The organism is Paenibacillus sp. FSL F4-0097, assembly GCF_038593125.1.
GTDB lineage: Bacteria > Bacillota > Bacilli > Paenibacillales > Paenibacillaceae > Paenibacillus_AQ > Paenibacillus_AQ odorifer.
In genome coordinates this window covers 2,959,175-2,984,748 of the sequence record NZ_CP151965.1, presented here as the reverse complement: position 1 = coordinate 2,984,748, position 25,574 = coordinate 2,959,175, and the positions used below count along the sequence as shown (strand labels likewise).

23 protein-coding genes and 1 other annotated feature are annotated in these 25,574 nt (G+C 41.9%); of the genes, 6 read left to right on the top strand and 17 right to left on the bottom strand.

The window, feature by feature from the left end; translation table 11 throughout:
• Nucleotides 1–78 precede the first annotated feature (78 nt).
• The 10 genes from MHH86_RS13350 to MHH86_RS13305 all read right to left on the bottom strand — a co-directional run bounded on the left by MHH86_RS13350 (nucleotide 79) and on the right by MHH86_RS13305 (nucleotide 8,971).
• Nucleotides 79–807 (bottom strand): DUF4163 domain-containing protein, encoded by a 729-nt coding sequence (locus MHH86_RS13350; RefSeq protein WP_076101726.1) that lies wholly within the window; start codon nucleotides 805–807, stop codon nucleotides 79–81.
• 243 nt (nucleotides 808–1,050) lie between these two features.
• On the bottom strand, nucleotides 1,051–1,458 hold the full coding sequence (locus tag MHH86_RS13345; RefSeq protein WP_036686369.1) for a hypothetical protein: 408 nt from the start codon (nucleotides 1,456–1,458) through the stop codon (nucleotides 1,051–1,053).
• Nucleotides 1,459–1,643: 185 nt separating this feature from the next.
• Complete coding sequence (locus tag MHH86_RS13340) at nucleotides 1,644–2,102, bottom strand: PQQ-binding-like beta-propeller repeat protein (RefSeq protein ID WP_076179036.1); 459 nt, start codon at nucleotides 2,100–2,102, stop codon at nucleotides 1,644–1,646.
• A complete protein-coding gene (locus tag MHH86_RS13335; RefSeq protein WP_036686365.1) occupies nucleotides 2,047–2,334 on the bottom strand; it encodes a hypothetical protein in 288 nt (95 codons plus the stop codon). The genes MHH86_RS13340 and MHH86_RS13335 overlap by 56 nt, the downstream gene beginning before the upstream one ends.
• 697 nt (nucleotides 2,335–3,031) lie before the next feature.
• Nucleotides 3,032–4,039: an ROK family protein gene (locus MHH86_RS13330; protein WP_051491453.1), complete on the bottom strand. Its 1,008-nt coding sequence runs from the start codon at nucleotides 4,037–4,039 to the stop codon at nucleotides 3,032–3,034.
• A complete protein-coding gene (locus MHH86_RS13325) occupies nucleotides 4,032–4,718 on the bottom strand; it encodes an N-acetylmannosamine-6-phosphate 2-epimerase (RefSeq protein WP_036686363.1) in 687 nt (228 codons plus the stop codon). Before MHH86_RS13325 ends, MHH86_RS13330 begins: the two co-directional genes overlap by 8 nt.
• Nucleotides 4,719–4,726: 8 nt before the next feature.
• The gene (locus MHH86_RS13320) at nucleotides 4,727–5,644 is read right to left on the bottom strand and encodes a dihydrodipicolinate synthase family protein (protein WP_076179035.1); all 918 of its coding nucleotides are present in this window, start codon (nucleotides 5,642–5,644) and stop codon (nucleotides 4,727–4,729) included.
• Nucleotides 5,645–5,701: 57 nt separating this feature from the next.
• Nucleotides 5,702–6,589: a carbohydrate ABC transporter permease gene (locus tag MHH86_RS13315; protein WP_051491452.1), complete on the bottom strand. Its 888-nt coding sequence runs from the start codon at nucleotides 6,587–6,589 to the stop codon at nucleotides 5,702–5,704.
• A gap of 12 nt (nucleotides 6,590–6,601) precedes the next feature.
• Nucleotides 6,602–7,450 carry a sugar ABC transporter permease gene (locus MHH86_RS13310; protein WP_076179042.1) on the bottom strand — a complete coding sequence of 283 codons (849 nt, stop codon included), beginning with the start codon at nucleotides 7,448–7,450 and terminating at the stop codon, nucleotides 6,602–6,604.
• A 129-nt stretch (nucleotides 7,451–7,579) separates the two neighbouring features.
• Entirely contained in the window at nucleotides 7,580–8,971 is a 1,392-nt protein-coding gene (locus MHH86_RS13305) for an extracellular solute-binding protein (protein WP_036686361.1), read from the bottom strand.
• Between the two features lie 261 nt (nucleotides 8,972–9,232).
• Here MHH86_RS13305 and MHH86_RS13300 point away from each other — a divergent pair, with 261 nt between their 5' ends.
• Nucleotides 9,233–10,861 (top strand): response regulator, encoded by a 1,629-nt coding sequence (locus MHH86_RS13300; RefSeq protein WP_036686359.1) that lies wholly within the window; start codon nucleotides 9,233–9,235, stop codon nucleotides 10,859–10,861.
• A 5-nt stretch (nucleotides 10,862–10,866) separates the two neighbouring features.
• Nucleotides 10,867–12,672: a sensor histidine kinase gene (locus MHH86_RS13295; protein WP_036686357.1), complete on the top strand. Its 1,806-nt coding sequence runs from the start codon at nucleotides 10,867–10,869 to the stop codon at nucleotides 12,670–12,672.
• 2 nt (nucleotides 12,673–12,674) lie between these two features.
• Here the strand turns inward: MHH86_RS13295 and MHH86_RS13290 are convergent, their stop codons facing one another.
• Nucleotides 12,675–14,246 (bottom strand): ABC-F family ATP-binding cassette domain-containing protein, encoded by a 1,572-nt coding sequence (locus MHH86_RS13290; RefSeq protein ID WP_036686356.1) that lies wholly within the window; start codon nucleotides 14,244–14,246, stop codon nucleotides 12,675–12,677.
• A gap of 167 nt (nucleotides 14,247–14,413) precedes the next feature.
• Between MHH86_RS13290 and MHH86_RS13285 the strand changes: the two genes are divergently transcribed.
• Nucleotides 14,414–16,663: a pectate lyase gene (locus MHH86_RS13285; protein WP_235219532.1), complete on the top strand. Its 2,250-nt coding sequence runs from the start codon at nucleotides 14,414–14,416 to the stop codon at nucleotides 16,661–16,663.
• Nucleotides 16,664–17,534: 871 nt separating this feature from the next.
• Here the strand turns inward: MHH86_RS13285 and MHH86_RS13280 are convergent.
• Together MHH86_RS13280 and MHH86_RS13275 are read right to left on the bottom strand one after the other, a co-directional pair.
• Nucleotides 17,535–18,656, bottom strand: a complete 1,122-nt coding sequence (locus MHH86_RS13280; RefSeq protein WP_076179034.1) for a DUF4179 domain-containing protein — start codon at nucleotides 18,654–18,656, stop codon at nucleotides 17,535–17,537.
• Nucleotides 18,649–19,185: a sigma-70 family RNA polymerase sigma factor gene (locus MHH86_RS13275; protein ID WP_076179033.1), complete on the bottom strand. Its 537-nt coding sequence runs from the start codon at nucleotides 19,183–19,185 to the stop codon at nucleotides 18,649–18,651. Before MHH86_RS13275 ends, MHH86_RS13280 begins: the two co-directional genes overlap by 8 nt.
• 224 nt (nucleotides 19,186–19,409) lie before the next feature.
• On the opposite strand from MHH86_RS13275, the gene MHH86_RS13270 reads away from it, so the two are divergent.
• Nucleotides 19,410–19,793, top strand: a complete 384-nt coding sequence (locus tag MHH86_RS13270; protein WP_076179032.1) for a winged helix-turn-helix transcriptional regulator — start codon at nucleotides 19,410–19,412, stop codon at nucleotides 19,791–19,793.
• A gap of 150 nt (nucleotides 19,794–19,943) precedes the next feature.
• Here MHH86_RS13270 and MHH86_RS13265 read toward each other — a convergent pair whose 3' ends face one another.
• A complete protein-coding gene (locus MHH86_RS13265) occupies nucleotides 19,944–20,369 on the bottom strand; it encodes a hypothetical protein (RefSeq protein WP_036686349.1) in 426 nt (141 codons plus the stop codon).
• Nucleotides 20,370–20,566: 197 nt separating this feature from the next.
• Nucleotides 20,567–20,849: a binding site (T-box leader), on the top strand.
• 104 nt (nucleotides 20,850–20,953) lie between these two features.
• On the opposite strand from MHH86_RS13265, the gene trpS reads away from it, so the two are divergent.
• The gene (gene trpS, locus MHH86_RS13260; protein ID WP_076179031.1) at nucleotides 20,954–21,949 is read left to right on the top strand and encodes a tryptophan--tRNA ligase; all 996 of its coding nucleotides are present in this window, start codon (nucleotides 20,954–20,956) and stop codon (nucleotides 21,947–21,949) included.
• Nucleotides 21,950–22,017: 68 nt separating this feature from the next.
• Here trpS and MHH86_RS13255 read toward each other — a convergent pair whose 3' ends face one another.
• The 3 genes from MHH86_RS13255 to MHH86_RS13245 form a co-directional block, all read right to left on the bottom strand.
• Nucleotides 22,018–23,250: an aminopeptidase gene (locus MHH86_RS13255; RefSeq protein ID WP_038570474.1), complete on the bottom strand. Its 1,233-nt coding sequence runs from the start codon at nucleotides 23,248–23,250 to the stop codon at nucleotides 22,018–22,020.
• A 104-nt stretch (nucleotides 23,251–23,354) separates the two neighbouring features.
• Nucleotides 23,355–23,813, bottom strand: a complete 459-nt coding sequence (locus tag MHH86_RS13250) for a hypothetical protein (RefSeq protein WP_076179030.1) — start codon at nucleotides 23,811–23,813, stop codon at nucleotides 23,355–23,357.
• A 103-nt stretch (nucleotides 23,814–23,916) separates the two neighbouring features.
• Nucleotides 23,917–24,264 carry a hypothetical protein gene (locus MHH86_RS13245; RefSeq protein ID WP_038570468.1) on the bottom strand — a complete coding sequence of 116 codons (348 nt, stop codon included), beginning with the start codon at nucleotides 24,262–24,264 and terminating at the stop codon, nucleotides 23,917–23,919.
• 191 nt (nucleotides 24,265–24,455) lie between these two features.
• Between MHH86_RS13245 and MHH86_RS13240 the strand changes: the two genes are divergently transcribed.
• Entirely contained in the window at nucleotides 24,456–25,553 is a 1,098-nt protein-coding gene (locus MHH86_RS13240) for a VanZ family protein (protein WP_256717293.1), read from the top strand.
• Nucleotides 25,554–25,574 lie beyond the last annotated feature (21 nt).

Here is a 25,574-nt window from a genome sequence, read left to right as displayed (position 1 = left end):
GACGGATTTGATTCTGGGTTCCCCATTAACATTATCGGTAAATTATTCTATTAAATCAAGGGAATTTAATAGGCTCTATTATTTCTGGAAGAAAAAAGTATTCAGCTTAGGCTTCAGTTTGTCATACTTGATTTCAAACTCAGCATGATCTCCGATAGCATGAGAAATCTGCACACTTATCCCCAGCGTATTCTCCGTCAAGTACCATCTTATATCCGCTCCACTAGTATCTGCGTGCTGAAGTGAAGTCAGCCATTCCTCATCTGATCTTTCAGTAAGAATATTCTTTTGCTCAATAATATCGGATTGAAGTTCACTTTCCTTCAGCTCCTTCAAAAATTCCGCATCGATGGTCACGATATCAATTAATTGTAGGGGTTCAAATTTCTTCATATCAATATTTATAGTATCAAAAATATCTACAGGATGAGCAGCACCTTCAACATAACTGTATCCTGAAAACTGAATACTTAGTAAGCCCTCATTTTCTAAAGATACAGAATAATCCATATCTAAACTAAAGGTCTCTTTTTCCTCCGGAGAGTAATTATCCAAATAACTATAAGCACGTTCCTTGATCATTTCATTTAACTTCTCTTGTTCATTCGGTTTTCCAAAAATAGATATTTGCGGATAGTTAATATTAATTTGTTCATTGTAAGTATATAACTCCGGAGATAATTCATAAGAAATGCTGTGTTGATTTTCGATTAGCTTAGTTTCGTTTATGTGGTTTTCAAGTGTCGGCTCCTTGTTAGTACAAGCTGTTACAGCACACATTACTACAGCAAGAATTATGGATAACATGGTGGTTTTCTTAATATTAATGCTCCTTCCATCAAAATTGAATTATGATTTGAGCTACAGCGCTTTTGTTCTCCCACCATCTCTAATGTATTGCCCCTTTTTAATAATTGAAGTTGGTGATAGATCTAACCTTTTACTTATTTCCTCAAAATCTATATTTTCATCATGAACTATAAAAGAAAAATTCCCTTTCATTTAGCTTTCCCTATCATATCTATAGCATTTTATAAAAAAAATACTTTTCTAATTAGGACTATATAATTCATTGTGCCGGAGCAAATCCCCTTGGGATTTGATAGTTTGAAGGTCTCTGCGAACGTGAACAAATTCCCGACAAAGCGACTCATCGTCCTCTATCCAGTCATATTTCAGAATAAGCGGAGCAGGCACAACAGTCTCCAGTTGCTCTACAATCTCCCGGACATCATCATTCTGGAACATGACACCCAAAGAATCGGGCGAAACGGTCAACCCCAAACGTTCGACAACTGCAGCGTAGTCAAAAGTCTCCGGCTCCATTTCATATTCTTCTAGAACATCACCTCCAGCATATCTGTCCAGTATTTCCCCATTCTGATAAATGAATATTTCCAACACTTCATCATCAAAGTATCCTATAGCAAGTACAAGGGAAGAGATCAAGTTAGACAAAGATCTGGCGCTTTCACCAATCGTTTCCCAGTTGAATTTCTCCCCCAGTACTGTTGTCCAGCCTTGGGACTGCCCGATTTAGTAGCTTCCTTTAGGTCTTAGCCGTTTCAAGCTCTTCAGCACGGCTTCCTTATCGTTGGTAAACACGTGGAGATTAGCAAATGAAGTTCCCATTATTCAACCACCTAACAAATGAATTCCCCGCCGGTCAAATTTACGTATAAATTACCGTCTGCGCCCAGGGAAGGGCTGGTGTCAACGTAACTTTCCTCCGGTTGGTATATCCATTTCACTTCGCCATCCGGAGCAATGGCATATAACTGGCTAGAAAGACACCAATACATAACCCCATCCTGATCTATGACAGGGGGACGGTGCCCTTCTCCTTGACCCATCCGTTTCTCCCACAACAACTCTCCATCAGGACTAAAAGCATAAAGTTTGGAATTCACATTTTGACCAACATATATGATTCCTTCACGGGAAATAACCGGATCGCACCAAAATATGGACGAGCACTTGTAAACCCATCTTATGGTTCCATCCGCGTCAAAAGCATAGAGTCTCCCAATAATTTGTGACTCATCTTCATATGTACACAGGTAAATATGGTTTGCCGTATTGATGATTAAGCTCGAAATCACCCTGCCCCACAGCTAAAATGGCTCTCCCTTGTTCATCCACTGTAAACGGGCTTAATCCATATGAAAAATCCGGCCGCCCCGAGTCAACAACTCGCTTCAAAACTGAAAGCGATGTTGGAGCTCTGAATCGGGATTGTCTGGTCCAATTCGCATCAATGGGATGAATGGCTAATGGACGATAGCTACCTTGTTGAAAACCGCCTATTCCTTCGTTGTTATTATAATCGACCATAGTTTGCCCATCCTTTGTTATATAAGTTAAGGGATACAAATTGGATATCTTGTATTTCTTAAGCCTAATTAAAATCTTAGCTAGGCTGGTTTGGTCAAACAAGTTTATCCGAGCCGGACCAGTTAAGGTCGAATTTCCCCGAGTCTTTGGACACATTGAATTCGTCGTAGCGATATCGTGTGATATACTCACATTAATGAATCACCATCATAAATTCAACGTAAAAAGCGAAAAACTGCTCTCTATAACATAGGTTAGTTGTGTTGATGGTTGAACGAAGGGTTCATTCGGCATTGGGTACTGGGGTGGGCTATAACTAATAAAAGAAACCACATGGAGTATTATTCACATGTGGTTCTAACTTAATTATTTAAAAAATTAATCAATCCCAAAACACTAATCAATCTTCAATGGCTCAATTACACCGGATCTCAGGGGAATCTGAGGAATGGAATAAATGTATTCTATACAGTTATTTCGTAGGCAAATGCAATCATTTTGACTTTAGTTGCATTTTATACAACTAAAAACACGAGAAGCCACCACTAAGGCTGTAAATCAAGAAAATAGCTGTACAAAATACACTTATATCCATCGGCTTGAGGGATTCGAGAAATATAGTTGTACGAATTACAATTAAATGCTTCTACGTATTGCTCCCCGTGACTTTCTATACAGATAGATTGTGCATAGATCCTTATAGCTCTGCTCTCTTTACTTTATTGGGGCTATACTCCCACACCTGCAGCCCCGCTCCGATCATTCCACATAAATTACCATGATAGGCCGCTTCAATACGAACATTTTCCAGCATCGATGGCATTACTCTGCTCTTTACTTCTCTTCTAATGCCTTCAAATAAAAGTTCGCCTGCTTCAGCCACTCCACCGCCAATGACGATGACTTTAGGGTTAAAAATATGGATTAATGAAGCGAGCGCGGATCCGAGCGCAGCAATCGTGTCTTCCATTAACTCTGTAGCCAGAGAGTCACCCGCCCTCCATCTCGCTAACACTTCCCGTGAGTCTACGTTCTCTGGGGACTGGTTATGTAATAAAAGCTTGTCGCGCATGCGACGTGCGATGCTTGTGCCTGAAGCATACTGCTCCAAGCAGCCTTTTCCACCACAAACGCATGCAGGACCTTTGAAATCTACGGACATATGGCCTAACTCTCCAGCCCCACCCCAAGAACCATGAACAAGATGGCCGTCTACGACTATCGCTCCACCCACGCCCGTACCAAGGGCAAGACAGATAAAGTCTTTTACCTCTTTGCCTGAGCCTAAATATTTCTCTGTTAATGCTAATACATTCACGTCATTATCAACGATTACTGGAAGTTGAAACTGTGTCTGAAGCAAATCCTTCAAAGCTGTGCCAGCATAGCCAGGGATAAGCTCCGAAGCGGAGCGGACACGCCCCGCCTCCCAATCCATTTGCCCTGCTGATCCTACGCCAATTCCTTGGAGCTGAATTCCCGCTTGTTGTGCTGTTATTTCATCCATTAATGTCTGAATTGCTAGTATAATGCGATCCATTGTTTTCGTCTGTCCAGCCAATGTGCTTAGGCTTACAGTATGTAAAACGCCCCCTTGTGAAGAGACGAGTCCGGCATTAATTTTCGTGCCGCCAATATCTACTCCGATCGCATATTCTATATGAGGATCATATCCTTCCACCGCGGACTCACCTCCGTCAGTCATCGACATTGCTCACGGCCTTAACATATCTCGAAGTGATTAATTGTGGCCTAGTAATTGCACTTCCTACAACAACATATGATGCCCCTGCATTCTTAGCTTTTGCTGCGTCTTCCGGTGTCCATATACGTCCTTCCGCAACAACAGGAATGTTCACAGATCCGCTTAATTGTTGAATTAAGACAAGGTCCGGTCCTTCCTGCTGTGTACTGTATGGGGTGTAGCCTGAAAGCGTGGTACCGATAAAATCCACACCTAATTTCTCAGCGGCAAGCCCTTCCTCAAATGTAGAAATATCCGCCATAACAAGCACACCTCTCAGATGTGCATATTCTATTAATGGCTTTACTGACTCTAAGCGTTCTTCCCGATTCGTTACATCAAGCGCAATAATCTCTGCTTTTGCAGAAACAATCGCCTTCACTTCATCTAAGGTTGGTGTTATAAATATGGCTGATCCGGGAATCTCCCGTTTAATAAGTCCAATGACCGGTACATTTACTTCTTTTTTGATAGCTACAATATCTGGAACACCATTTGTCCGGATTCCTATAGCTCCTGATTGAACCGCTGCTCTTGCCATTTTAGCCATTGTATCCCCACCATGAAGCGGCTCATGCTCAAGTGCCTGACAGGAAACAATCAGACCTTTCACCGGAAAGATATCACTTATTCGAGTCATTATTAACCCTATCCCTTCGCTTCAAGAATATAGTCTAATATTCTATTGTTCAGAGCTTCCACCCGCTCCTGATCGGAATCCTTAATCGGTAAAAGTGGCATCCTTGGCTGACCTGTTTCAAATCCGCGCACACTAAGGATCGCTTTACACGCACCATATAATGAAGGAAAGGATAGCAATTCAACAATGAGCTCATTGATGATGAACTGCCATTTCTGCGCCTCAGCCATCTCTCCTTGCACATAACATTGTTCCACTTTTAGGAATAACTCGGGCATCACCCCATAAGTTCCACCAATCCCGCCATCTGCCCCAATACTGCGGCCCGCCAAATACTGCTCATCAGGTCCATTTAAGACTAGAAAATCCTTCCCGCCTGCGGCTTTAAATTGCTGAAGCTCAAACGTGCTCTCCGCCGAAATTTTCACCCCGATTACTTTATCCTGAGCTGCCATCTTAATCAGCAAGCTTTTCGATAATTGAAAGCCTGTAGTTTGCGGGATGTGATAGATAATAAATGGAAGCGCCGTACTATCAATAATCGCCTGCCAATGACTTTCAACACTGTCCGGTGACAGACGATAATAAATCGCTGGAACAGCCGATACTGCGTGTGCGCCAACTTTCTCAGCATGGATAGCAAGTTCAACACTGTCTCTTGTAGATGGAGCACCCACGTGAGCAATGATTGTAAGCTCTTTTCCAACCTCTGCTATAACTGCCTCGAGCATTTGTTTGCGTTCTTCTACAGATTGCAGCATACCTTCGCCAGAGCTTCCGCCAACATAAAGACCTTTAACTCCTGTAGAAGCATAATGACGAGCTAATTTCCGGGCTGCTTCTTTATCGATTTCCCCCTCAGCATCATAACTGGAGTACATAGCAATAATAATGCCTTTAAAGGATTGAAGATCATATGATTTCATAAATTATAGCCTCCGTCGTTTAATTCATTGTATTAATTTTCGTTGTTATAAGAATAATTAGCCTTTTACAGCCCCCATAGTAATCCCTTGGGTAAAGGCTTTTTGGAACATTAGAAAAATTGCAATCATAGGAATAGAGGCTAACGCAGCACCTGCCATAAGCAGTCCATAGTTTGTTGTGAATTCACCCCGAAGAGTCGCTACCCCAAGTGGCAATGTCATCATTGAAGTCGATCTGGTCATGATCAGCTGACTGAAATAATCATTCCAAGAAGTGATGAAGGTAAAGATGGCCAGTGCCCCTATTGCAGGTTTTAACAAAGGTAAAATGATGGTTCCGAACAAACGAATCTCAGAGCTGCCATCTATTTTGGCTGCTTCAATCAATTCTCCTGGAATGGTCTGCGCGAACTGCTTCATTAGGAAGACTCCAAATGGCCAGCCAATCGCCGGTAAAATAAGCCCTTTATACGTATTGACCCAACCAAAATCTGCAAGCATCGTAAACAGCGGGACAAGAATAACTTGCTTAGGCAATGCCATTGCGGCAACAAACATCGTAAAAATAATCCCTCGGCCAGGAAAAGACTTTTTGGCAAGCACATATCCAGCACAGGAAGAAACGATACAAATCGCTGCCATTTCACAAAAAGCAATGATGAAACTATTAAACATCCAGCGCTCAACGGGATTCTTAAATAACTCGGTCCAGTTTTGCAGAGTCGGCTTAGCCGGAAACCATTCCGGGGGGATCGTTGTTGCTACAGTCTGAAGCTTAAATGCCCCTGAAACCACCCAATAAAAAGGGAAGATAAAAAACAACGTTGCCAGAATCAACAGGATAGTGGCTAATATTTTTGGAATCGTCAATTCTTTTTTCCATTTGCTTACTTTCTTAGATTGGCCAATAGGTGCTCTCAGTTCTAACGGATTCGTAGAATTCATGATGTCCCCTCCTTAATACTCAACATCACTGCCAAAGTATTTGAATTGAATGATAGAAATGATCCCGATCACAATCGCAAGGATGACACCCATCGCCGAGGCATATCCAAAATGACCGAGCATAAAGGCTTGTTCGTAAACGCCATACATTACAGTCGATGTGCAATACACAGGTCCACCCGAGGTGAGCAGCTGAATTAGCGCAAAACATTGAAAGGTGTTGATCGTGGTAATCACGATAATATATAAGTTCGTTGGCATTAGCATTGGCCATAATATTTTTCGGAAAATCTGCCAAGGCGTCGCTCGATCAATCTCAGCTGCTTCTATGTAAGAAGTAGGAATGTTCCCAATAGATGCCACATATAAAATGATCGGCTGCCCTACAGAGGTCGTTATCAGAACCACGATAATTGCAAGCAGTGCAGTCCTCGTATCTCCTAACCAGGATATAGGCTCCATTCCCAAAAAGCTGGTTAAATAATTTAGAATCCCATAGTTCGGATGATAGATCCAGCCCCAAACGACTGTGATGCTTACAACCGAGGATACAGCCGGCAAATAGAACACTCCGCGGAAAAATGATCTGGCAAACTCTTTTTTCTTATAAATATTCATAGAGATAAATAACGAGAAAATAATAACGATGGGTACGGTGATGAGTACAAGCAATAATGTATTTCCCATCGACTTCCTGAAATTATCATCTTTTATTAAGGAGATATAATTATCGAGGCCAATAAAGCTAAAATCTCTCAACGAATAATCGAAGAAACTAATATAGACCCCTTTCACCATCGGATAAGCTACAAAAAGCAGGAAAAACCCAAATGCCGGCACTAAAAAGAGATAACTCATCATCCAGTCGCGAATCACATAACCTTTTATTTTGCGAACCGTTGTCCCCACAGTCCTTCCCCATTTCTTCGATGATTTAAAAAGAAAAGAGTGCTTCCCGCACTCTATTCTTTTGGACACCATTCACTTTTTTTATTTCATTGCAGCCTTTGCTTTTGTAATCGCTTCGTTTGCTTTTGCAGCAAAGCTGTCCAAAGCTTCTTTACCGGTTGCGCCTCCAGTTAAAGCACGTTGTAATTCAGGGAACCAGAAAGTACGAATATCAGCATATCCATCGGCAATGGTAGGTGCATCTGTTGTGAATTTACGAGCATACTCAGCGTATTTGTACTCTGCATCATCATAGAGGCCTGTAATCGAATTACGAACAGACAGACCACCTGTTTGAATCAAGTTTTTCTTACCCCATACAGGGTCATTAGCGATAAAATCAATCAGCTTCTTAGAAGCTGCAATCTTGGCATCATCACCATTATTGAATACAGCCATACCGCCGAGGTAAGGTTCAAGCTTAGGTTCCGATCCATCTAAAGTAGGGAAAGGAAGCAGAACATCTTCGAATTCAACCATTTTTTTAGATACGTTCTGAGCTTTAAGTACTGCAGAATAGTTAAGTGTAAAGGCTAATTTTCCTTGCAAAAATAAGTCATTCACGTCAGCAGCCGCAAGGGAAGCCGCACCAGAAACGCTAAGTTTATCTTTTGTAGCTTGAACGATCCAATCCAACGCTTTCGCAGCATTATCAGTATTGATCGCGACTGCGGAATTATCTTCATTTAGAAATCTGGATACACCTAAGTTAGCAAGATATGCGCGAGTTCCTTGATCTCCAGCTTGGCTCTTCGCGAAGAATCCGGTAGGGATAACATCAGGTGCTTTTTCTTTAACAGCTTCCAGCGCTTTCTTATATTCTTCAAAAGTCCAAGTTCGGTCTTCCTTATCCAGAGGAAGCAAATCTAGCGCGCCAATCTTCTCAAAAACGGTCTTGTTTACCGCCATCATAAAAGGAGCTGTATTGATCGGGTACATAAAGATCTCATCTCCAACACTAGACTGCTTCCAAAAGGCTTCCGAAATATCATTTTTCACTTCATCGGTCACCATATCATTAAGAGGTGCTAATAAGTCCTTTTTACCCCAGTCAATAATCCGTCCAGGAGCATCATAAATTACATCAGGTGCGGTATTCGAAGCAATCGCCACATTCAGTTTTTCAGGGCCGCCTTCAAAGGTGATCATCTCAAGGTTGACTTTAATTTCCGGATTCTTCTCATTAAAAGCTGCAATGATTTCCTTCTCATATTTGCCAACTTCACCATCTAAAGCTTGAAAGCTCGGAAAATTCCACCATGTTATTTCTGCTGGTTTAGCAGCAGTCTCAGTGGCCGCGGGCTCACTCTTATCAGTATTATTACTTGGTTCATTGGCGGAATTCGCTGTATTCGTATTTCCGCATGCAACTAACTGTGTACCTAAAAGTGCGACACCAACAATGCTCATTAGCCCTTTTTTCATTGCTCTCATGTGCTACCCCCTATTATTTTTGTGGAATAAAATACTTTATCATTCCTTGCGCTAATCATAAATCAATTATAAATTTAGGAGAATCCCACTCCTTTTACATTTAGGGTCGTATTCTGACCTATACCTTCTTTCAGTCCCTCTTCAATGTTATAATACATTACATATTCACCTATAATTATTTTAATTTTTAGCTTATAACTTACATTTGATGGTATCGATGTTGAATAATCCACTATAAATCTAGTCTTCCGGAGGGATTTCATGTACAAGCTTATGATTGTAGAGGATGAACCGTTAATACGGACGGGATTAAAACATTACTTTTCGTGGCAGGAGCTTGGTGTTCAGAGTATTGTTGAAGCGGAGAATGGAAAAGAAGGCTTCGTTACCGCACTGCGTGAGCATCCAGATTTAGTGATCACTGATATTCGCATGCCCGAAATGGATGGTCTTCAGATGATCGAAGAGCTTCGCCAATTCCTTCCTGATACTTTGTTTATCATTTTGACGGGATTTAATGATTTCGAATACGCTCAACGAGCCATCAAACTTGGGAGTGTACATGCTTTTTTGCTCAAACCTTTGGAATATGAAGAAAGTCTAACCGTGATTCAAGAATGCATGAACAAGCTGCAACTTAAACAACAAGAACAAAGAAAACGTTCTACTCTGGAAGGCTCACAACTTATAAAGCTACTACTGGAAGAAGAACAACCTGCAATGGACACTAATTTAATCGCTGAATTATGTAGTTTCAAAAGTAAACATTATTTGTATCTCCCTTTTGTTTTGGCAGGTTTCCTTATCAGAGAAACTCCTTTACAATCCACCTTGTGGATGAGAGAACAGGCTACTAAGTTTATACATCTTGCTACGGAGGCCTATCTCCCGGCAGATCTGCCACGATCTATTTTTACATATTCCGCTAAATCCAAACTATACGGGCTAATAGTCATGGGATCACAGACTGCAACGAGCACTATCCCTTTTGAGACACAAGTACTTACTGAACTCGATCAGCATTTGAACAAGCTTACACTAGAACATCATTTTGCCCTTTATCTTGCTATAGGCACAGTAACGAACGAACTATCTCAAATCACTTCATTACTTCACGAGTCTGAAAAGCTGTTATATCAGCGCTTCTATCAGAAAGAGCGCAATATATTCCATATCTCATCCATAAAGGCAGGCGCCACAGCTACTAAACCAACGCTTATTCAACTAGATGACAACGATAAGAAACGAATAATCTCCTGCATCGAAAACGCCAATAAACAAGAGATATTGCAATTAACGCAACGATTGGCACAAGATATTTTGCATAAAACAGATGGCTCTTCTACTGATCTATGGCTTGCGTATTTACAAGAAATTATAAGTGTCATTATCCGCTTCGCTAATAAAAATCAGATTCATATGGATGGTGTGTACAGCGATAAACTCTTAAACCTCACTTTTGTAGAGGATTTCCACTCCCTTGAGGTCATGTTCGAGTGGCTGGTGAATTGGATGGTTCATTTGGGAAACATTTATACCGAAGGTCTGACGGATAACCATCAGCAGGATGTGATTATCTTTGAACATATTAAATCCTTCATTAGAGCTAATATTGATCAAGATATTACTCTACAAATGGTAGCGGATCGATTCTTCTATAACCCTTCTTATTTAAGTCGTCTGTTCAAAAGAAAACTCGATAAGAACTATATGCGATTTGTAACCGAAATCCGTATGGAATACGCGCAGGAATGCTTAAAAAAACCGGAGATTCTAGTGACCGATGTCTGCACAATGTGTGGTTACAAAAGCTATAAGCATTTCGTTAAAACGTTCCGGATTTTTACCAACATGACCCCATCAGACTATAGAAAACAATCGGGGTGGTAAGCAAAATGATGCAAATAAACCAGCCAAAAAAGCGTTATCGGATGCGGCATGTCAATAGGCAGATTTTTGTGCTGATGATCCTGACCATTACCATTCCTTTGCTGATTATATCCGCGATTATCTATATTTTTTCAAATCAAGCCGTCAAAAATGAATATCAAAGCAGCTCTAATCTCATCCTTAATAATCTTTCTTTCAACATCGACCAGTATCTGCAAAGTATTGAAAAAGGGACCCTTAATGCCCAAGTAGATAGTCAATTACAAACCGCCCTCGAGCATTGGACTATCAACAAAGATAATATCGGGAATGATCTAAGTATTCAGTATGGAAACACGATTGAACAGTTCATCAGCGGGATTGAAATGACGATTAAAAATGTCGACAGTGTGCAGATTTTCGCGGGGTCACGTGTATTCTACTCCGCCAATTTCAATCGTGCGGATTATGATGTGAAGGACTACACCCAAGAGGATTGGTATTTACAGACGCAACAAAAAAAGGGTGGTGTAATCCTATTTGGAAGTCATCTCCCCTTCTATCGCACCAATTCTAAACAATCCGTCATCTCCATCGCCAGAGTCATTAATAAAAAAGGAAGCAAGCAGCCCTTAGGTGTCATGTTAATTGATATCCGGCTGGATTCATTACGTGAAATCTTAAAGCTGTCCGAGAATAGCAAGCGGAAATTCATTATTTTAGACGATAAAGGAGGCAACGTTTATAGCTCAGATTCATTGGAGACGAGTCCTTTAGAGCCTATCCCCATCGACAAACAGGCGCTTAACACTTTTATGAACAATGACGCCGGGAGCTTATATGGTACTTTTGATGACAAGGATTCGTACATTAATTTTGTTACTTCTCCTTACTCCAACTGGAAGGTCATTCAATATATTGATGAAAAAGAGATGACTAAGCAGGCTTCTTTTCTTGGCAAAATCATTTTAACTTTGGCGCTCTTATCGCTTGTCACTGCACTCTTATTTATGTATATCCTCTCGGAACGTGTAACCAAACCTATTATTCTGTTAAGCCGGAAGGTGAAGCTGGTGGGGATGGGTAATTTCGATGTGGATTTGTACAGTAACCGCCAAGATGAATTTGGGGTTCTATATAATGGAATTCGTAAAATGGTAAAAGATTTGCAAAACTATATTGAGCGATCATCGATGGCCAAGGCTCAACAAAAGGTAGCCCAGTATGGTGCGCTCAAAAGCCAAATCAATCCTCATTTTCTGGCAAATGTCCTTGAATCAATTCAAATGAAAGCCATCATCAATGGGCAAAGAGAGATTGGCGAGATGGTGGGAATCGTGGGCAGATTGTTTCGGATTCATATTCAGACTGGGAAAATCACCGTTACCTTGCGCGAAGAACTTGAGCATGTCCGGCTATATGTGAAAATTCAGCAGTTACGTTTTGGGGATAAATTACAGTATATGGAACAGCTAGATCCGCAATGCGAGATCGTTAAGGTCATGCACTTCTCCTTGCAGCCCATCGTAGAGAATGCTATCGTACACGGCCTAGAAAGTCGCAGTGAACCAGGTCTGCTTGAGGTATCCTCGGTGATATCGGGGGATGATATGCTGATTATCGTTAAAGATAACGGCATTGGCATCGAGGAAGAGAAACTTAAACAGCTTCGTTTCCGTCTCTCTCAACCCTCAGATACCTTAGATGAGGAACATATTGGCATTAAAAATGTTCATGATCGTATTCAATTTCATTTTGGCGAAAAATATGGAATTGAAATTTCCAGTCACGTAGGGGAAGGAACGACAGTGATCATCCGTCTTCCCGCGTAATCCTAGACATTTTGCTCAGTAATGCCTAATTTAGGATCAAAGGTGAGCATTTTCGTCGCTATTTTATCAATAAAAAACCGATCATGACTAACTGTTACTACAGCGCCAGGAAAATGAATCAACGCCTGCTCCATCACCTGAATACTAGTTAAATCCAAATGGTTAGTGGGCTCATCTAAAATAATGACAGCAGCTCCGGAGAGAAGGCATTTCGCTAAAGCCACTCTGGCCTGCTGTCCGCCTGAAAGGCTGCCAATCGTTTTGCTCAGATCCATTTCCGAGAATTGCAGCATCGATAGAAATTTATTCACCTTTTTCCGCGGTGCGTCCAGTCCCAGTCCATAAACATTTACGGCATGGCTGACAGTATCTTTATGATCCAGCTCATCCCACATCTGATTAAAGTACGCATAGCTGACCCCGCGTTCCCAAGTCACTTCCCCCGATTCCGGTGCTTCTTGTCCAGTCAATACTTTGATGAGTGTCGACTTTCCGCTGCCGTTCGGACCCACGATTGCTATCCGGTCTTCCTTTTGAATATCGAAGCTAATGTTCTGGAAGATGGAGCGGCCATCATAACTTTGTCCAATCCGCTTCACTTCCCCCAGCTTGTCAGGAAAACGTAAATTACTATAAATATCAGTGATTAATACGTTAACTGGATGAGGTTCCACTCGTTTTTTCATATCCGTTAGCTTACGGGATAGACGGTCCTTAGAAGACTTCTTACTACCACGGTTTTCAATGGCCTCGGACTCCATAAGGAGAAGTTCTTCTTCCCACTCAAATTGCCGATCGAGCACTTTTTTACGCATCTTCTTTTTACGAACGTAATCGGTATAATTGCCTTCATATTCCTGAAAATGATAGTTCTCGATTTCTATCGTCCGCGTGCCCACTCTGTCAATAAATTGCCGATCATGAGAAACCAGAAGCATCGCCCCATTGAAACGGTGCAACCACTGCTCCAACCATACGATCCCTTCCATATCCAAAAAATTAGTAGGCTCATCGAGCAATACAACATCGGGCGCTTCAATTAAGACTTTAGCCAGTGCCGCGCGGTTCCTCCAGCCTCCGGATAACTCCTCTACAGGTTGATGCCGCGATCTCTCATCAAATCCTAATTTAGTCAGCACCGTATTGATTTCTACAGATACATTCCAGCCATCCAAATGCTCCATTTGTTCAAAAAGCTCAGCTTGGCGCTCTAAAAGTGCATTCATCTGGACATCATCCGACACCTGCCCAAGCTGTTCTCCTATTTGGTTAAGCTCCTGTTCAATGCGTGCTACCTCTTCGAAGCAAAGTTCTAACTCTTGTTGTACAGACAAAGACCCGGAAAGCTCCGAGAATTGAGAGAAGTAGCTGATCTTCACATTGGGATCTAATTCTACTTTTCCTGCCGTTGGCTCCTCTTTTCCCATTATTAGCTTAAAAACAGTAGATTTCCCTGCTCCATTTCGTCCGATTAAGCCAATACGTTCACCCTTGCTCACACGAAAATAAATATCTCGAAAGATTAATGTATTCTCATATTTCTTAGTTACGTTCTCCATTCGGATTACGCTCAAGTCTATCACTCCTAGTTCGTATAGATCAGAATTCATCGTTGAATACCCAAAAAGCTATTATAGCACTAATTAAAAAAAGGACTTTATAATCATATTATTACTTATATTTATTTCCGATATATGTATTTATATTAATATAAATTTATAAATACATAAGGAGGATTACAATGAGTTTGCTAAAATCAATCAAGAAAAATGTGAGTGTTACTATGTGCATAACCCTGCTCTTTTCTCTTTTTATTGTGTATCCGGCAAGTGCTTCTACCTTCTTCCAAGACCGCTTTGAAGAGGGCGATAATCTATGGACATCCACTAGTGGGAATTGGACTATTGTTGAGGACGAAGGCAACAGCGTATATTACCAGTCTGCCACAAAAGAAGGACGTACTTCTGCAGGTGATTCAGCCTGGAGCGATTACACTGTGGAAGCGGATGTAAAAGTAGTTGATTTTAATGGCTCAAACAGAACTTATGTTGCAGGCAGATACATAGATGGAAATAATTTTTATGCAGCTTCTTTGTATAATAATAATGATGGCATGCTGGAAATCAGAAAAAAGGTTTCTGGATCTACTACAACTTTGACCAGCAAACCCTACACTCTGCAAACAGGAGTTTGGTATAATGTAAAACTCGAAATGAGCGGAAATACCATCAACATGTATGTAAATGATACGCTGGAGCTCTCAGCTTCCGATTCCAAATTAAAAAAAGGTACAGCAGGGCTCGTTACCTTTAAGACAATTACGATGTTCGACAACGTGACCGTTTCTGACACCAATGGCACTACACCGACACCGACTGTCACGCCGTCACCAACTGCTATACCGACTCCGACTGCTATACCAACACCAACTACAATACCGACTCCGACTGCTTCACAGACACCAACTGCTTCACCGACACCTACTGCTACACCAACACCTACTGCTGCACCGATACCGACTGCAATACCGACTCCGACTGCTACACCAACACCTACTGCTACGCCGATACCGACTGCAATACCGACTCCGACTGCTACACCAACACCTACTGCTACGCCGATACCAACTGTTTCACCAACGCCTACACCGGTACAGGTTAGTGAATATGATTTGGCTGGGTTTGCCACAGGAACAACAGGTGGTGGAAATATCCAAGAAACCAGTCCACTCTATAAAAAGGTATATAGCGCAGAAGATCTTGCCACTGCACTGAGAAAAGGATCCAAAATAAAGGTTATTGAAATTATGAACGACTTGGATCTGGGATGGAATGAAATTTCTGATGCGGCAAAGATCTCCCCATTTAGCGCTCATAACAGTGCTTTAACACATCCCGTATTAATAGAGACTGGTGTCAGCAAAGTGTCTATAGACAACTTCGACGGTTTGACCATTTTCTCTGCTAAGGGTGCAACCCTTAAACATGCCGCTTTTACTTTTAAAAGAAGCTCTAACGTCATCATCCGCAACCTTGAATTTGATGAGCTGTGGGAATGGGATGAAGCAACCAAAGGAAATTACGATAAAAACGACTGGGACTACATCACCATTGAGAATAGCAACAACGTATGGATCGACCACTGCACCTTCAATAAATCTTATGACGGAGTTGTCGATGTTAAAAAAGGCAGCAACGGCGTCACCATTTCATGGTCTTCCTTCTTAGGGGATGATAGAAACGCAAACAGCTGGGTTACTCAGCAAATTAATGCTATGGAAGCCAACAAGGCTGCTTATCCCATGTACGCTTATTTAAGAAGCAGCTCAGTTGGCCTAAGTAAAGACGACATCATTGCGATTGCCGCTAGTCAAAAAAAGGGCCATTTAATAGGCGCAACAGAATTTGCAGCTGATAATGCGCTTCTTTCTGTGACGCTCCATCACAACTACTATAAAGATATACAAGACCGCATGCCCCGCCTTCGTAGTGGTAATGCGCATGCCTATAACATTGTAATGGACAACGAAGATACCAGATTGGCTAAAAAACGTCTAACCTCCGCTATGGAAAAAGCGATCTCAAGCAAGGGGTATCATTTCGGGGTTACAAGTAACGGAGCAATCTCGACAGAAGGAGGAGCTGTATTACTTGAAAGTTCTGTAATCATTGATGTAGTGAATCCACTTCGCAACAATCAAGCGGATGCGAGTAATAGCAAATATACGGGTGCAATCGCAGCTTTAGATACGATCTATTCACTAGATGGAGCAACATTCAGAGGAGACAGTACATCTAAGAACAGCCCTCTCTCCCCTGCACCCGCTGCCGTTAAAGCATTTGCATGGAACGGATTCACAACACTACCTTATAGCTACACTTCAGATGACCCAGTTAGTCTAAAATCTAGACTTACCGCTGTTGACGGTTCAGGGGCTGGCAAATTGTCCTGGTCAAACGAGGAATGGTTGAAAACAAGTTACAGTAACTAATTCGACTAATGCGACTAATGCGACTAACTAATCACTGAACACATACTCCCATAACTACAACGAGAAAAGTTACTAACTTAGTTGCCACATTAGCGCCACCTTTGCACCAAATTAGCGCCATATTAGCGCCATATTAACACCACATTAGCACCACTTTTGTTCCGCACTAACGCCACTTTTGTTCCGCCGAAATATCTAAGACGCTCAGACGGTGTTTTACAGTTTACTGTGCAGTATTTACGAGGTCAGATGGCGAGTTTACAGTTTACAGTGCAGTATTTACGAGGCCAGATGGTTCGGACTCAGGAGCCCTTATTTCGAAAAATCCGGGCATTTCGCAGTGCTATCGGACTCAGATGCAGCTATTCAACCCAATATGCTTAATTTTGGTGTGGATTTAGACCAATAAGAGCTATGCAGTCCGAAAACTCAGCAAAATGGTCAAAAAAGCCAAAATAGTTGCAATACAGTCCGTTAGGAGTGTTACGCGCGTGAGAAACATGAGGAACATGAGAAAAGTGAGGAGCCTGAGAACATGAAGAGCCTGTGAAACGTGAGAAGCCTGTGAAACATGAAGAGCCTGTGAAACATGTGGAGCCTGAGAACATGAAGAGCCTGTGAAACGTGAGAAGCCTGTGAAACGTGAGAAGCCTGAGGAACATTAAGAGCCTGTAGCCCGTGAGGAGCATTAAGCACATATAGTCCCGATAGGAGCATTAGGAGTTTGTTCTCATTAACAAGTGATGCGTTTGGTGTTAATGGTAACTCACAAAGTTAGTATAATGTCCCAACAATAACAAAAAGGCCGCAACCAGCGGCCTTTTTGCTATATTACAACTCCCAACGCATATTCACTAATATCGTATACCGCTCATTTTTTCAGAATATCAATATACTCTTCTTTCTCTCGATCTGCCCCCGCATTAAGCTTCAGTCGTAGAGACTTCGGGTGATCCAACACATTACTGCTGAAGTAACTTATAAATCCATCATCAGCTCCACTACCAGAATTCGGATTAATTTTAATGTCGTGCTTCCCAACCTGCGCAGTTAATTCATAGGGGAGCTTTTGAAACAGTTCATTTCGGACGATCCAATCCGTTTGCAATTCCTCATTTATCGTATATTTGAGCGCTATGCTTAACGGAGAAAGCTCGACTTCGGCTAGTTTTACTTCCTGTCCGTCAATAATAAAGGGATGGTCTACAACTAATGTCTCCGTCTTCTGCTCCCAAAACTTAGGATCAATAGAGAAGTTCACTTTTAAACGATCAGAATACCGCATGTCGGATAAAACCGTTCCTGTTTTCGGTTTACTTAACATTCCCGGGTCTACAGAGGCAATCTGGAAATCCGCCACTACGTCTGTTGGCCTTGGTTTATTTCGGTCCAGTGAGAATACAGTTTTACCGAGCCAAGTATATATGGTTCCCTCTGCGTGTGCTCCCATTCCGCCCCTATTCCCATTCTCCTCCATTACGTCTCGTCCAGTTTCAGCATCTGTCAGCTTCACACTATTTACACTGTACACTTCCTGACCATCACTTGTTGTCCCTGTATACAGCAGCATGATTTTATTTTCATCAGCAAGCACAGCATTCAGAGTAATTTTATATCCATTTGATTCAGCACTCTTATTAACGATTTGTAAATAATCATTCCGGATTGCAGACTCTAAAGTAAGAGCATCAATATCAGCTGCAGCCAATGTTTTAAAAGGCTCCAATACGCCCCAATCGAACGTTTCAGCACTCGAAGTCCCTTGCTGTGGCATCAGCTGGGTTGGATTGAAGAACAGCAGGCCCGCTATCATCACTGCAGCCGCCAGCACAGACATCGCGCTTTTTGTGAACATTAACCTTCTGCCACGTTTCTTGCCTAATTCCAAACCTGCTTGGATCGCATAGATTTGAGCGGCTGCATTCTCTATTTTTTGTTCTTGTGGGATACGTTCGGCATCGCTTAACATGGCAAGCTCCTCTTGACTACTCATGGTTCCATTCACCCCGATTCTTTATGATGGTTCGCAACTGCTTCAGCCCCTTATGCTGCCAAGTCTTAACCGTCCCCTCGGGTTTATTCATAATATTAGCGATCTCAGTCAAGGTCATATCGTTGTAGTATTTTAGCAGCAGCACATGGCGATACTTGGGCTTAACCTGCTCGAGTGCCCACAGCATTTCCATCCGATGATGGCCAATGTGTGTGACCTGTTCTCCTATTCTTTCATCTACCAGCGGCGTGGAACGTTTTCTTCGTCTTTGTTCATCTATACAGACATAAATTAGAATGCGAATAATCCATGATTTGAATGCTTTGGGGTCCTTTAAAGTTTTTCTTTTAATCCAGGCCCGGCAAGTCATTTCCTGCATCGCTTCCAGCGCATCGTTTCGGTTCCGCAAGTAACTATAAGCAATACTGTACAGTTGTTCTCTATGTACCAATATCGAATCGTAAAAATCTGTCTCGCTCCGAGTATCAAGAATCGTTACTTTTTTCATTTCTGCATTAGTCATCGTCATGTCCTTCCTTAGCCTCCTCTCTTCAACCTTTCATAGATTAAGACGGGGGAGGTATAGAAACGGTTTTTATTTCGTTTTGCTTTTTTTGCCCAAAGCTCTCTAAATTATAGCATTCTATAAAAATTGAACGAAAAATGTTATGATAGGTTAAATTGGACATAATCAATAGTACGCACTCAAAAGTGCCATAGGTGCTAAAAAGTACCCATACCTTGGAGGTTATCATGACAACAACATCTACAACAACTGTCAAGAAAAAATACAATATTTCTGTTGAAGCCACACTAGAGGTCATCGGAGGGAAATGGAAATGCGTAATTCTATGTCATTTAACTCATGGCAAAAAACGCACCTCCGAGTTAAAACAGTTGATGCCCGGCATTACTCAAAAAATGTTAACCCAGCAGCTACGCGAGCTTGAGGCAGATGGAATCATCAACCGAATTGTTTATAATCAGGTTCCACCAAAAGTAGAATACGAGCTTAGTGAATATGGTGATAGTTTAAGCGATATTTTGACTGCATTATGTAATTGGGGAGAACAACATATCATTAAGCAATTCGGCGATAAATACGCTGTTTTAGAGGATAACATTTTAAATAAATAAACCGCTCTATCAAGGGTATGGTTGGATATTTATGCTGCTAGAGTTGTACTTCAATTATACGTTCATGAAAAAAGGACAGCTGAATCAGATCGATTCAACTGTCCAAAGCTTTGATTCACCCGTCCCTTGAATGGCGCATAGGAACATAACTTAAATTACGCCCTCTCCTCCAATAGCAGTTGCTGTGAATGATATGGGTCCAAATAGATTTATAGGCAAGTTGCTATCATTCTGAATTACCAATTCATAGTTGTGGACTCCAATATAAGCACCATCAACCCACTGAGCACTTAATTGAATATCAGTAATAGTAGTAAAACGATAAAAGGATCTATAAATATCGACTCCAGCTCGTCGGATGATAACAAGAAATTGGCTATTAGCAAGTGCAGTAAGACTAAAACTACCATTTAACTCGACTCTACTGGAGAAAGAAGCCGGATTAGCCGGACTAATATTTACTTGCGCTGTGGCTAGACCCGCTCCAGCTCCAGGAATCCCTGCAACCGTTATAGCTGTAGTAAACGGATCTAACGGGATTTTTGCCTGTGACCCATAACTTATTATTGTCGCCATTTATCATCACTCCATTTCAAGGTTATAGAGTAGTATATTGTGAATCCGCAATGATAGATTGGACTAAATTCCTGATGATTATATACATTTAAGGTATACTTTGCTAGATCATATAAACCTAGATACCTCATCAATCACCATACGATTTCCACTCATTGACAACACCCCTGTTCAGAATTACAATAATTCACATATCATGAACAACGATGACAAAGGGTAAGTAGACAGACGAACATGGTCTTCAGAGAGCCGGTGGTAGGTGCGAACCGGTGACCAGCGTATGCTCGAATGGCCTTTATAGTTGTTTTTCCGAACTATCTTAATGGATGCAGTAGGGAAAACCGGGGTTCCCGCCGTTATCAAGGGACCTGTATCGAGAATTAATTCAACCTCTCCGTACAGGTAAGAGAAGATCGAAAGCCAAGAATCGTAAGGTGACACGATCATTTAAGGTGGTACCACGACAACTTCGTCCTTATTGGATGAGGTTTTTTTGTCATTTAAAGGAGGTGATGGCCATGGATGATGGCTGGTGGTGGCGACTCGAGTGTAACCAAATGCTAAATAACAGGAGGAATTTTTATATGATGAACGAACGTGTCTTAACTGGAGATCGAGTGACTGGAAAGCTTCACCTTGGCCATTACGCCGGCAGCTTGCAGACCCGAGTAGCCCTTCAGGAGCAATATGAAACTTTTGTGTTTTTAGCGGATATTCAAGCCCTAACGACCCATTTTGATCGTCCGCAGCTACTGGGTCAACATCTGCATGAGATCACACTGGACTATTTATCTGCGGGTATAAATCCGGAGAAAACAACTATATTTATTCAATCGATGATCCCTGAAATCGCAGAGCTGACCATCTTGTTCTCTATGTTTGTTACTGTGAATTCTTTACGGCATAATCCCACGATTAAAGCCGAATCAAAAAATTCCAGCTTTGATGAATTGTATTACGGTTTTCTAGGTTATCCAGTTAGTCAGACTGCTGACATAACTTTTTGTAAAGCAACGATCATTCCTGTAGGAGAAGACCAGCTCCCCCATCTGGAATTAACCCGCAAAATCGTCCGCAGATTCAACGAGCTGTACAGCCCGATACTGGTGGAACCCAAAGCGCTGATCAGTGAGACGCCGAGACTTGTGGGTACGGATGGCAACGCTAAAATGAGTAAAAGCCTTGGCAATGCCATCGAGCTGGACTCCACTAAGGAAGAAATCACCTTCAAGATAAGAAAAGCCACAACCGATCCTGCGCGTGTGCATAAAAATGATCCCGGACATCCAGATATCTGTCCTATTTTTGCTTATCATGGTGCTTTTCGCTCAGCGGGGGTAACCGAAATTCGTGAAAGCTGTGAGCGGGGTACCATGGGTTGTTCTGCTTGCAAACAGTTGATTTCGACAGCTCTAGATCAGCTTATAGAACCGATGCGAGAGCGGCGTTCCTATTATGCTACTAAGCCCAAGCTTGTGCAGGAAATCTTAATCTCTGGAACACAGCATGCCCGCAGCATTGCTCAGGAAACAATGGCCGAAGTACGTGAGGCTATGAGTCTTAACTATTTTTCAATCTAAAAATGATATTTATAGGTACTCAAAAAAGCCGGAAGCTCATTGGAAGAGATCCGGCTTTTTTCTTCTCCTTACAACACCCAATTTCCCTTACGGAATACGGGTTCAATCGTGCCGTCCGCCAGCTCTCCGTCAATATCCAGCTCTGCTGAACCGATCATAAAATCGACATGAGTTAAGCTGACATTAGCTCCTCTAGCCACAAGCTCTTCGTTCGTAAGCTTTGTGCCGCCTTCAATATTTACAGGATAAGCACTTCCTAGCGCGAAATGGCAGGAGGCATTCTCATCAATCCCTGTATTGTAAAAAATGCGGTTCAAGCGAGAGATTGGAGAATCATGCTGCACTAAGGCTACTTCTCCTAGATAAGATGCACCTTCATCCGTTGCCAGCAGTGAGGTTAAATGCTCACGTCCGGATTCAGCTTCATAAGCTACGACTTTCCCCTTTTCAAAAGTGAATGAAAGTCCTTCAACTAAACGTCCATTCAAATTAAGAGGGAGCGTGCTTCTAACTGTGCCATTCACTCCAGTACGATGGGGCATGGAATAAATCTCTTCCGTTGGCATATTAGCAACAAAATAAACACCTTTATCATTCTCACCGCCACCCCCGCGCCATAAATGGCCTTCCGGAAGCTCTACATGCAGATCCGTTCCCGGAGCACGGTAATGCAGGCTTTTATAACGTTTAGCGTTCATTCTATCCTGACTTTCTTTCAACTGACCAATATGCTCTCTCCAAGCAGCTACCGGATCATCGCTGCCCACACGATTCATCTGGAATACAGCTTCCCACATCGCCTCTACCCGCTCTTCTTCAGGAAGATCGGCAAAAACCTTGTTCGCCCAAGCACGTGTTGGCGCTTTGACCAGAGACCAGCTGATTTTGCTGTTCCGAGTATATTTGGAGTAGTTCTTGCGAGCAACAGCTGCTGCTTTGACTGCTCTAGATACCTTAGAAGAATCAATGCCATTAAACAGTTCCGGATCAGGTACTTTAATATGTAAGATGGCACCATTTTCTTCCGCGAATTTCTCCATCATCTCAGCCTGCCACTGTGGATAGTAATCGAAAGAATCCTCTGGGGCTTTTTCATAACGGATCCGTGTAGTTGCTTCATCGTCCCAGTCAACAATTACATATTTTGCTCCCGCTTCATAGGCTTTCGCTACAATCAAGCGAGTAAGTTCTGCGGTTTCTATCGGTGCATGTACCATAAGGACTTGTCCAGGCTGTACATTTACTCCTACTTTTACAACTAGGTTCGCGTATTTCTCCAGCATTACTTCAAAATCTTTCATGAATTCTCTTCCTCCATCTCTAGGGTTGCTATAAGCACTCGGTCAGCTTCACTTCTTATTTTAACGCAAAACGAGGATAGTTGCGATTCGATTTAGATTCTCAGTTACTTCACTTCAGGTATTTCCCCTGTATAGACACCTAGAGCATTCTTATGAATCTCTACAATGGACGTTCCGATCTGCTTATCATTATGGTAAGCAATCACTATGATCTTGGTATCCTGAGGCTCATCTATTTGTTTATTCTTTCCATCCATTGGACTCCAATAAATTTGATCTCCAGATTTGATTTTCAGCTCAAGACCTTTGTTATGCACCTTGTAGTCAGGGGGGTTCCATAACAATAAATTGCCGGACGTAGCCTGTATCTTAATAACATTCGCCCCTTCAGCAGTTATAAGCATAGGTAATCCTGGAGCACTACTATCAGTCACCCTGTATTCCGCTGTTGGGAACAGAACTTCCGGTTTCACCTCAAGTGATTGATTATTATGCTGCAAAATAAAGAAGAAAAAAAGTAAAATCGTTAAGCCCATGACGCCTCCGATGATTATTTTTTTCACTATTCAACCTCCCTTCTACCCTAATACTGTAACATATTTCCTTAATCTGGACAGTTATCAGCCAAATAAAGCGGCTCCCACAAGGAACCGCTCACTTGAATCACTATTTTTTATCCACCTGTAGCAGTGTTACGGTCTTCAAAGCATAAGTATGCATGATTTTATCCTCTGAAATTACATTCAACTTGGTCAAGCTTGCCACCTTTGCCGGATCTGATTTGGACAGCAAACGCCACACTTCGGGGTCTGATAAGGTTTCATATAACTTTGCATCATCATATTCTTTGCGGTTTTGCACGACCAGCTTCACCTTATAGCTGCCAATTTCAGTCTCGGTGGTTTCCTGCTCACTACAATAATTTAAAATATCCTGACGAAGCTCGGCCAATTCTTTTTCAATATCTTTTTGCTTTTGCTTGAGCCGATAATACTGCTGAACCTTTTTCTCCATCCACTTCACGCTCCTTCATAGACATATGTATGCCGGAAACGTTGGATAAATTAGTTGAGTTCCCTATCATAAAAACTTATAATGAGCCGGGGATAGCTTATTTCCAAGTAGAGTCAAATTTCTTATAAAAACAATACCACGGCAGGTGACCTATGTTTCATTCGTACTTATTTCCAATTTCGTATGCGTTCATGATGTTTCCAATAGCAGCGCTGGTCTTCACACTTCCTTTTCTTATCGTACAATACCGTAGACATGGCTATATACATAAGCTTAGAGCTTTAATCCTATATCTGCTGCTGCTCTATCTGATGAACGCTTATTTTCTAGTCTTGCTTCCTTTTCCATCCTCCCGGCACAATGCTGCACCTTCTGGGAGTATCGTCCAATTCATACCCCTTCAGTTTATTCAGGATATTGTGGATGGATCGTCGATCATCCCTGATCAAATCTCGACCTACTGGTCATTACTGCGTGAGCCTGCATTTTTACAGGTCATTTTTAACGTTGCATTGACCGTACCGTTTGGAATGTTTCTGGGCTATTATTTTCGTACACGCTGGGTCGTGTGCATTCTACTATCCTTTGCCTTTTCCCTGTCCTTTGAGATCACGCAGATTACAGGGATTTACGGTTTCTTCGATCATCCTTACCGTCTTTTTGATGTCGATGATCTCATTACCAACACAATCGGAGGAATCTTTGGATTTCGAATTTCCATTTGGATCTCCGGGCTATTGCCACGTATAGAACAACTGGATACAAACATTAACCGCTCTGCCAAAAGAGTCTCCTATACCCGCAGAGGAATAGCTTTTCTAATCGATAGTATGGTGTGGAGCATCGGGTTTGGGGTACTCTTCGGATTCGATATAAAAGCTGCCTTCTGGATTGTAACTGGTATTTACTTCATGCTTGTTCCGGCTCTCACGGGCGGACGGACCTTAGGGAAATGGATGGTGCGGATTCGGGTGAAGAGCAGCGGGAATCATGCTTTTTTCTGGGCTCTGATGCTCAGATATGGCCTGCTATATTGGTTGCTGCTTGGGATTCACTCTCTTTTGCTTGATTCCGCCCTTCTAGGGCATCTTTCCTCCGTATGGAATATGCTTATTCATCTGTTTGTTCTATTGATAGACTTGGCTTTCTTTATTCATTTAGTCATTAGTATATTCAAAAAAGAAACTCAGCTAATATATGAGAAACTAAGTCAAACTTCTCATGTTATTTCTTGGCCAGAGAAACGGCTCCAATCTGATGTATCCAGCAACAGCCCTGTAGAAAGCTAAACTAGTTATTTTTTAAAGGGT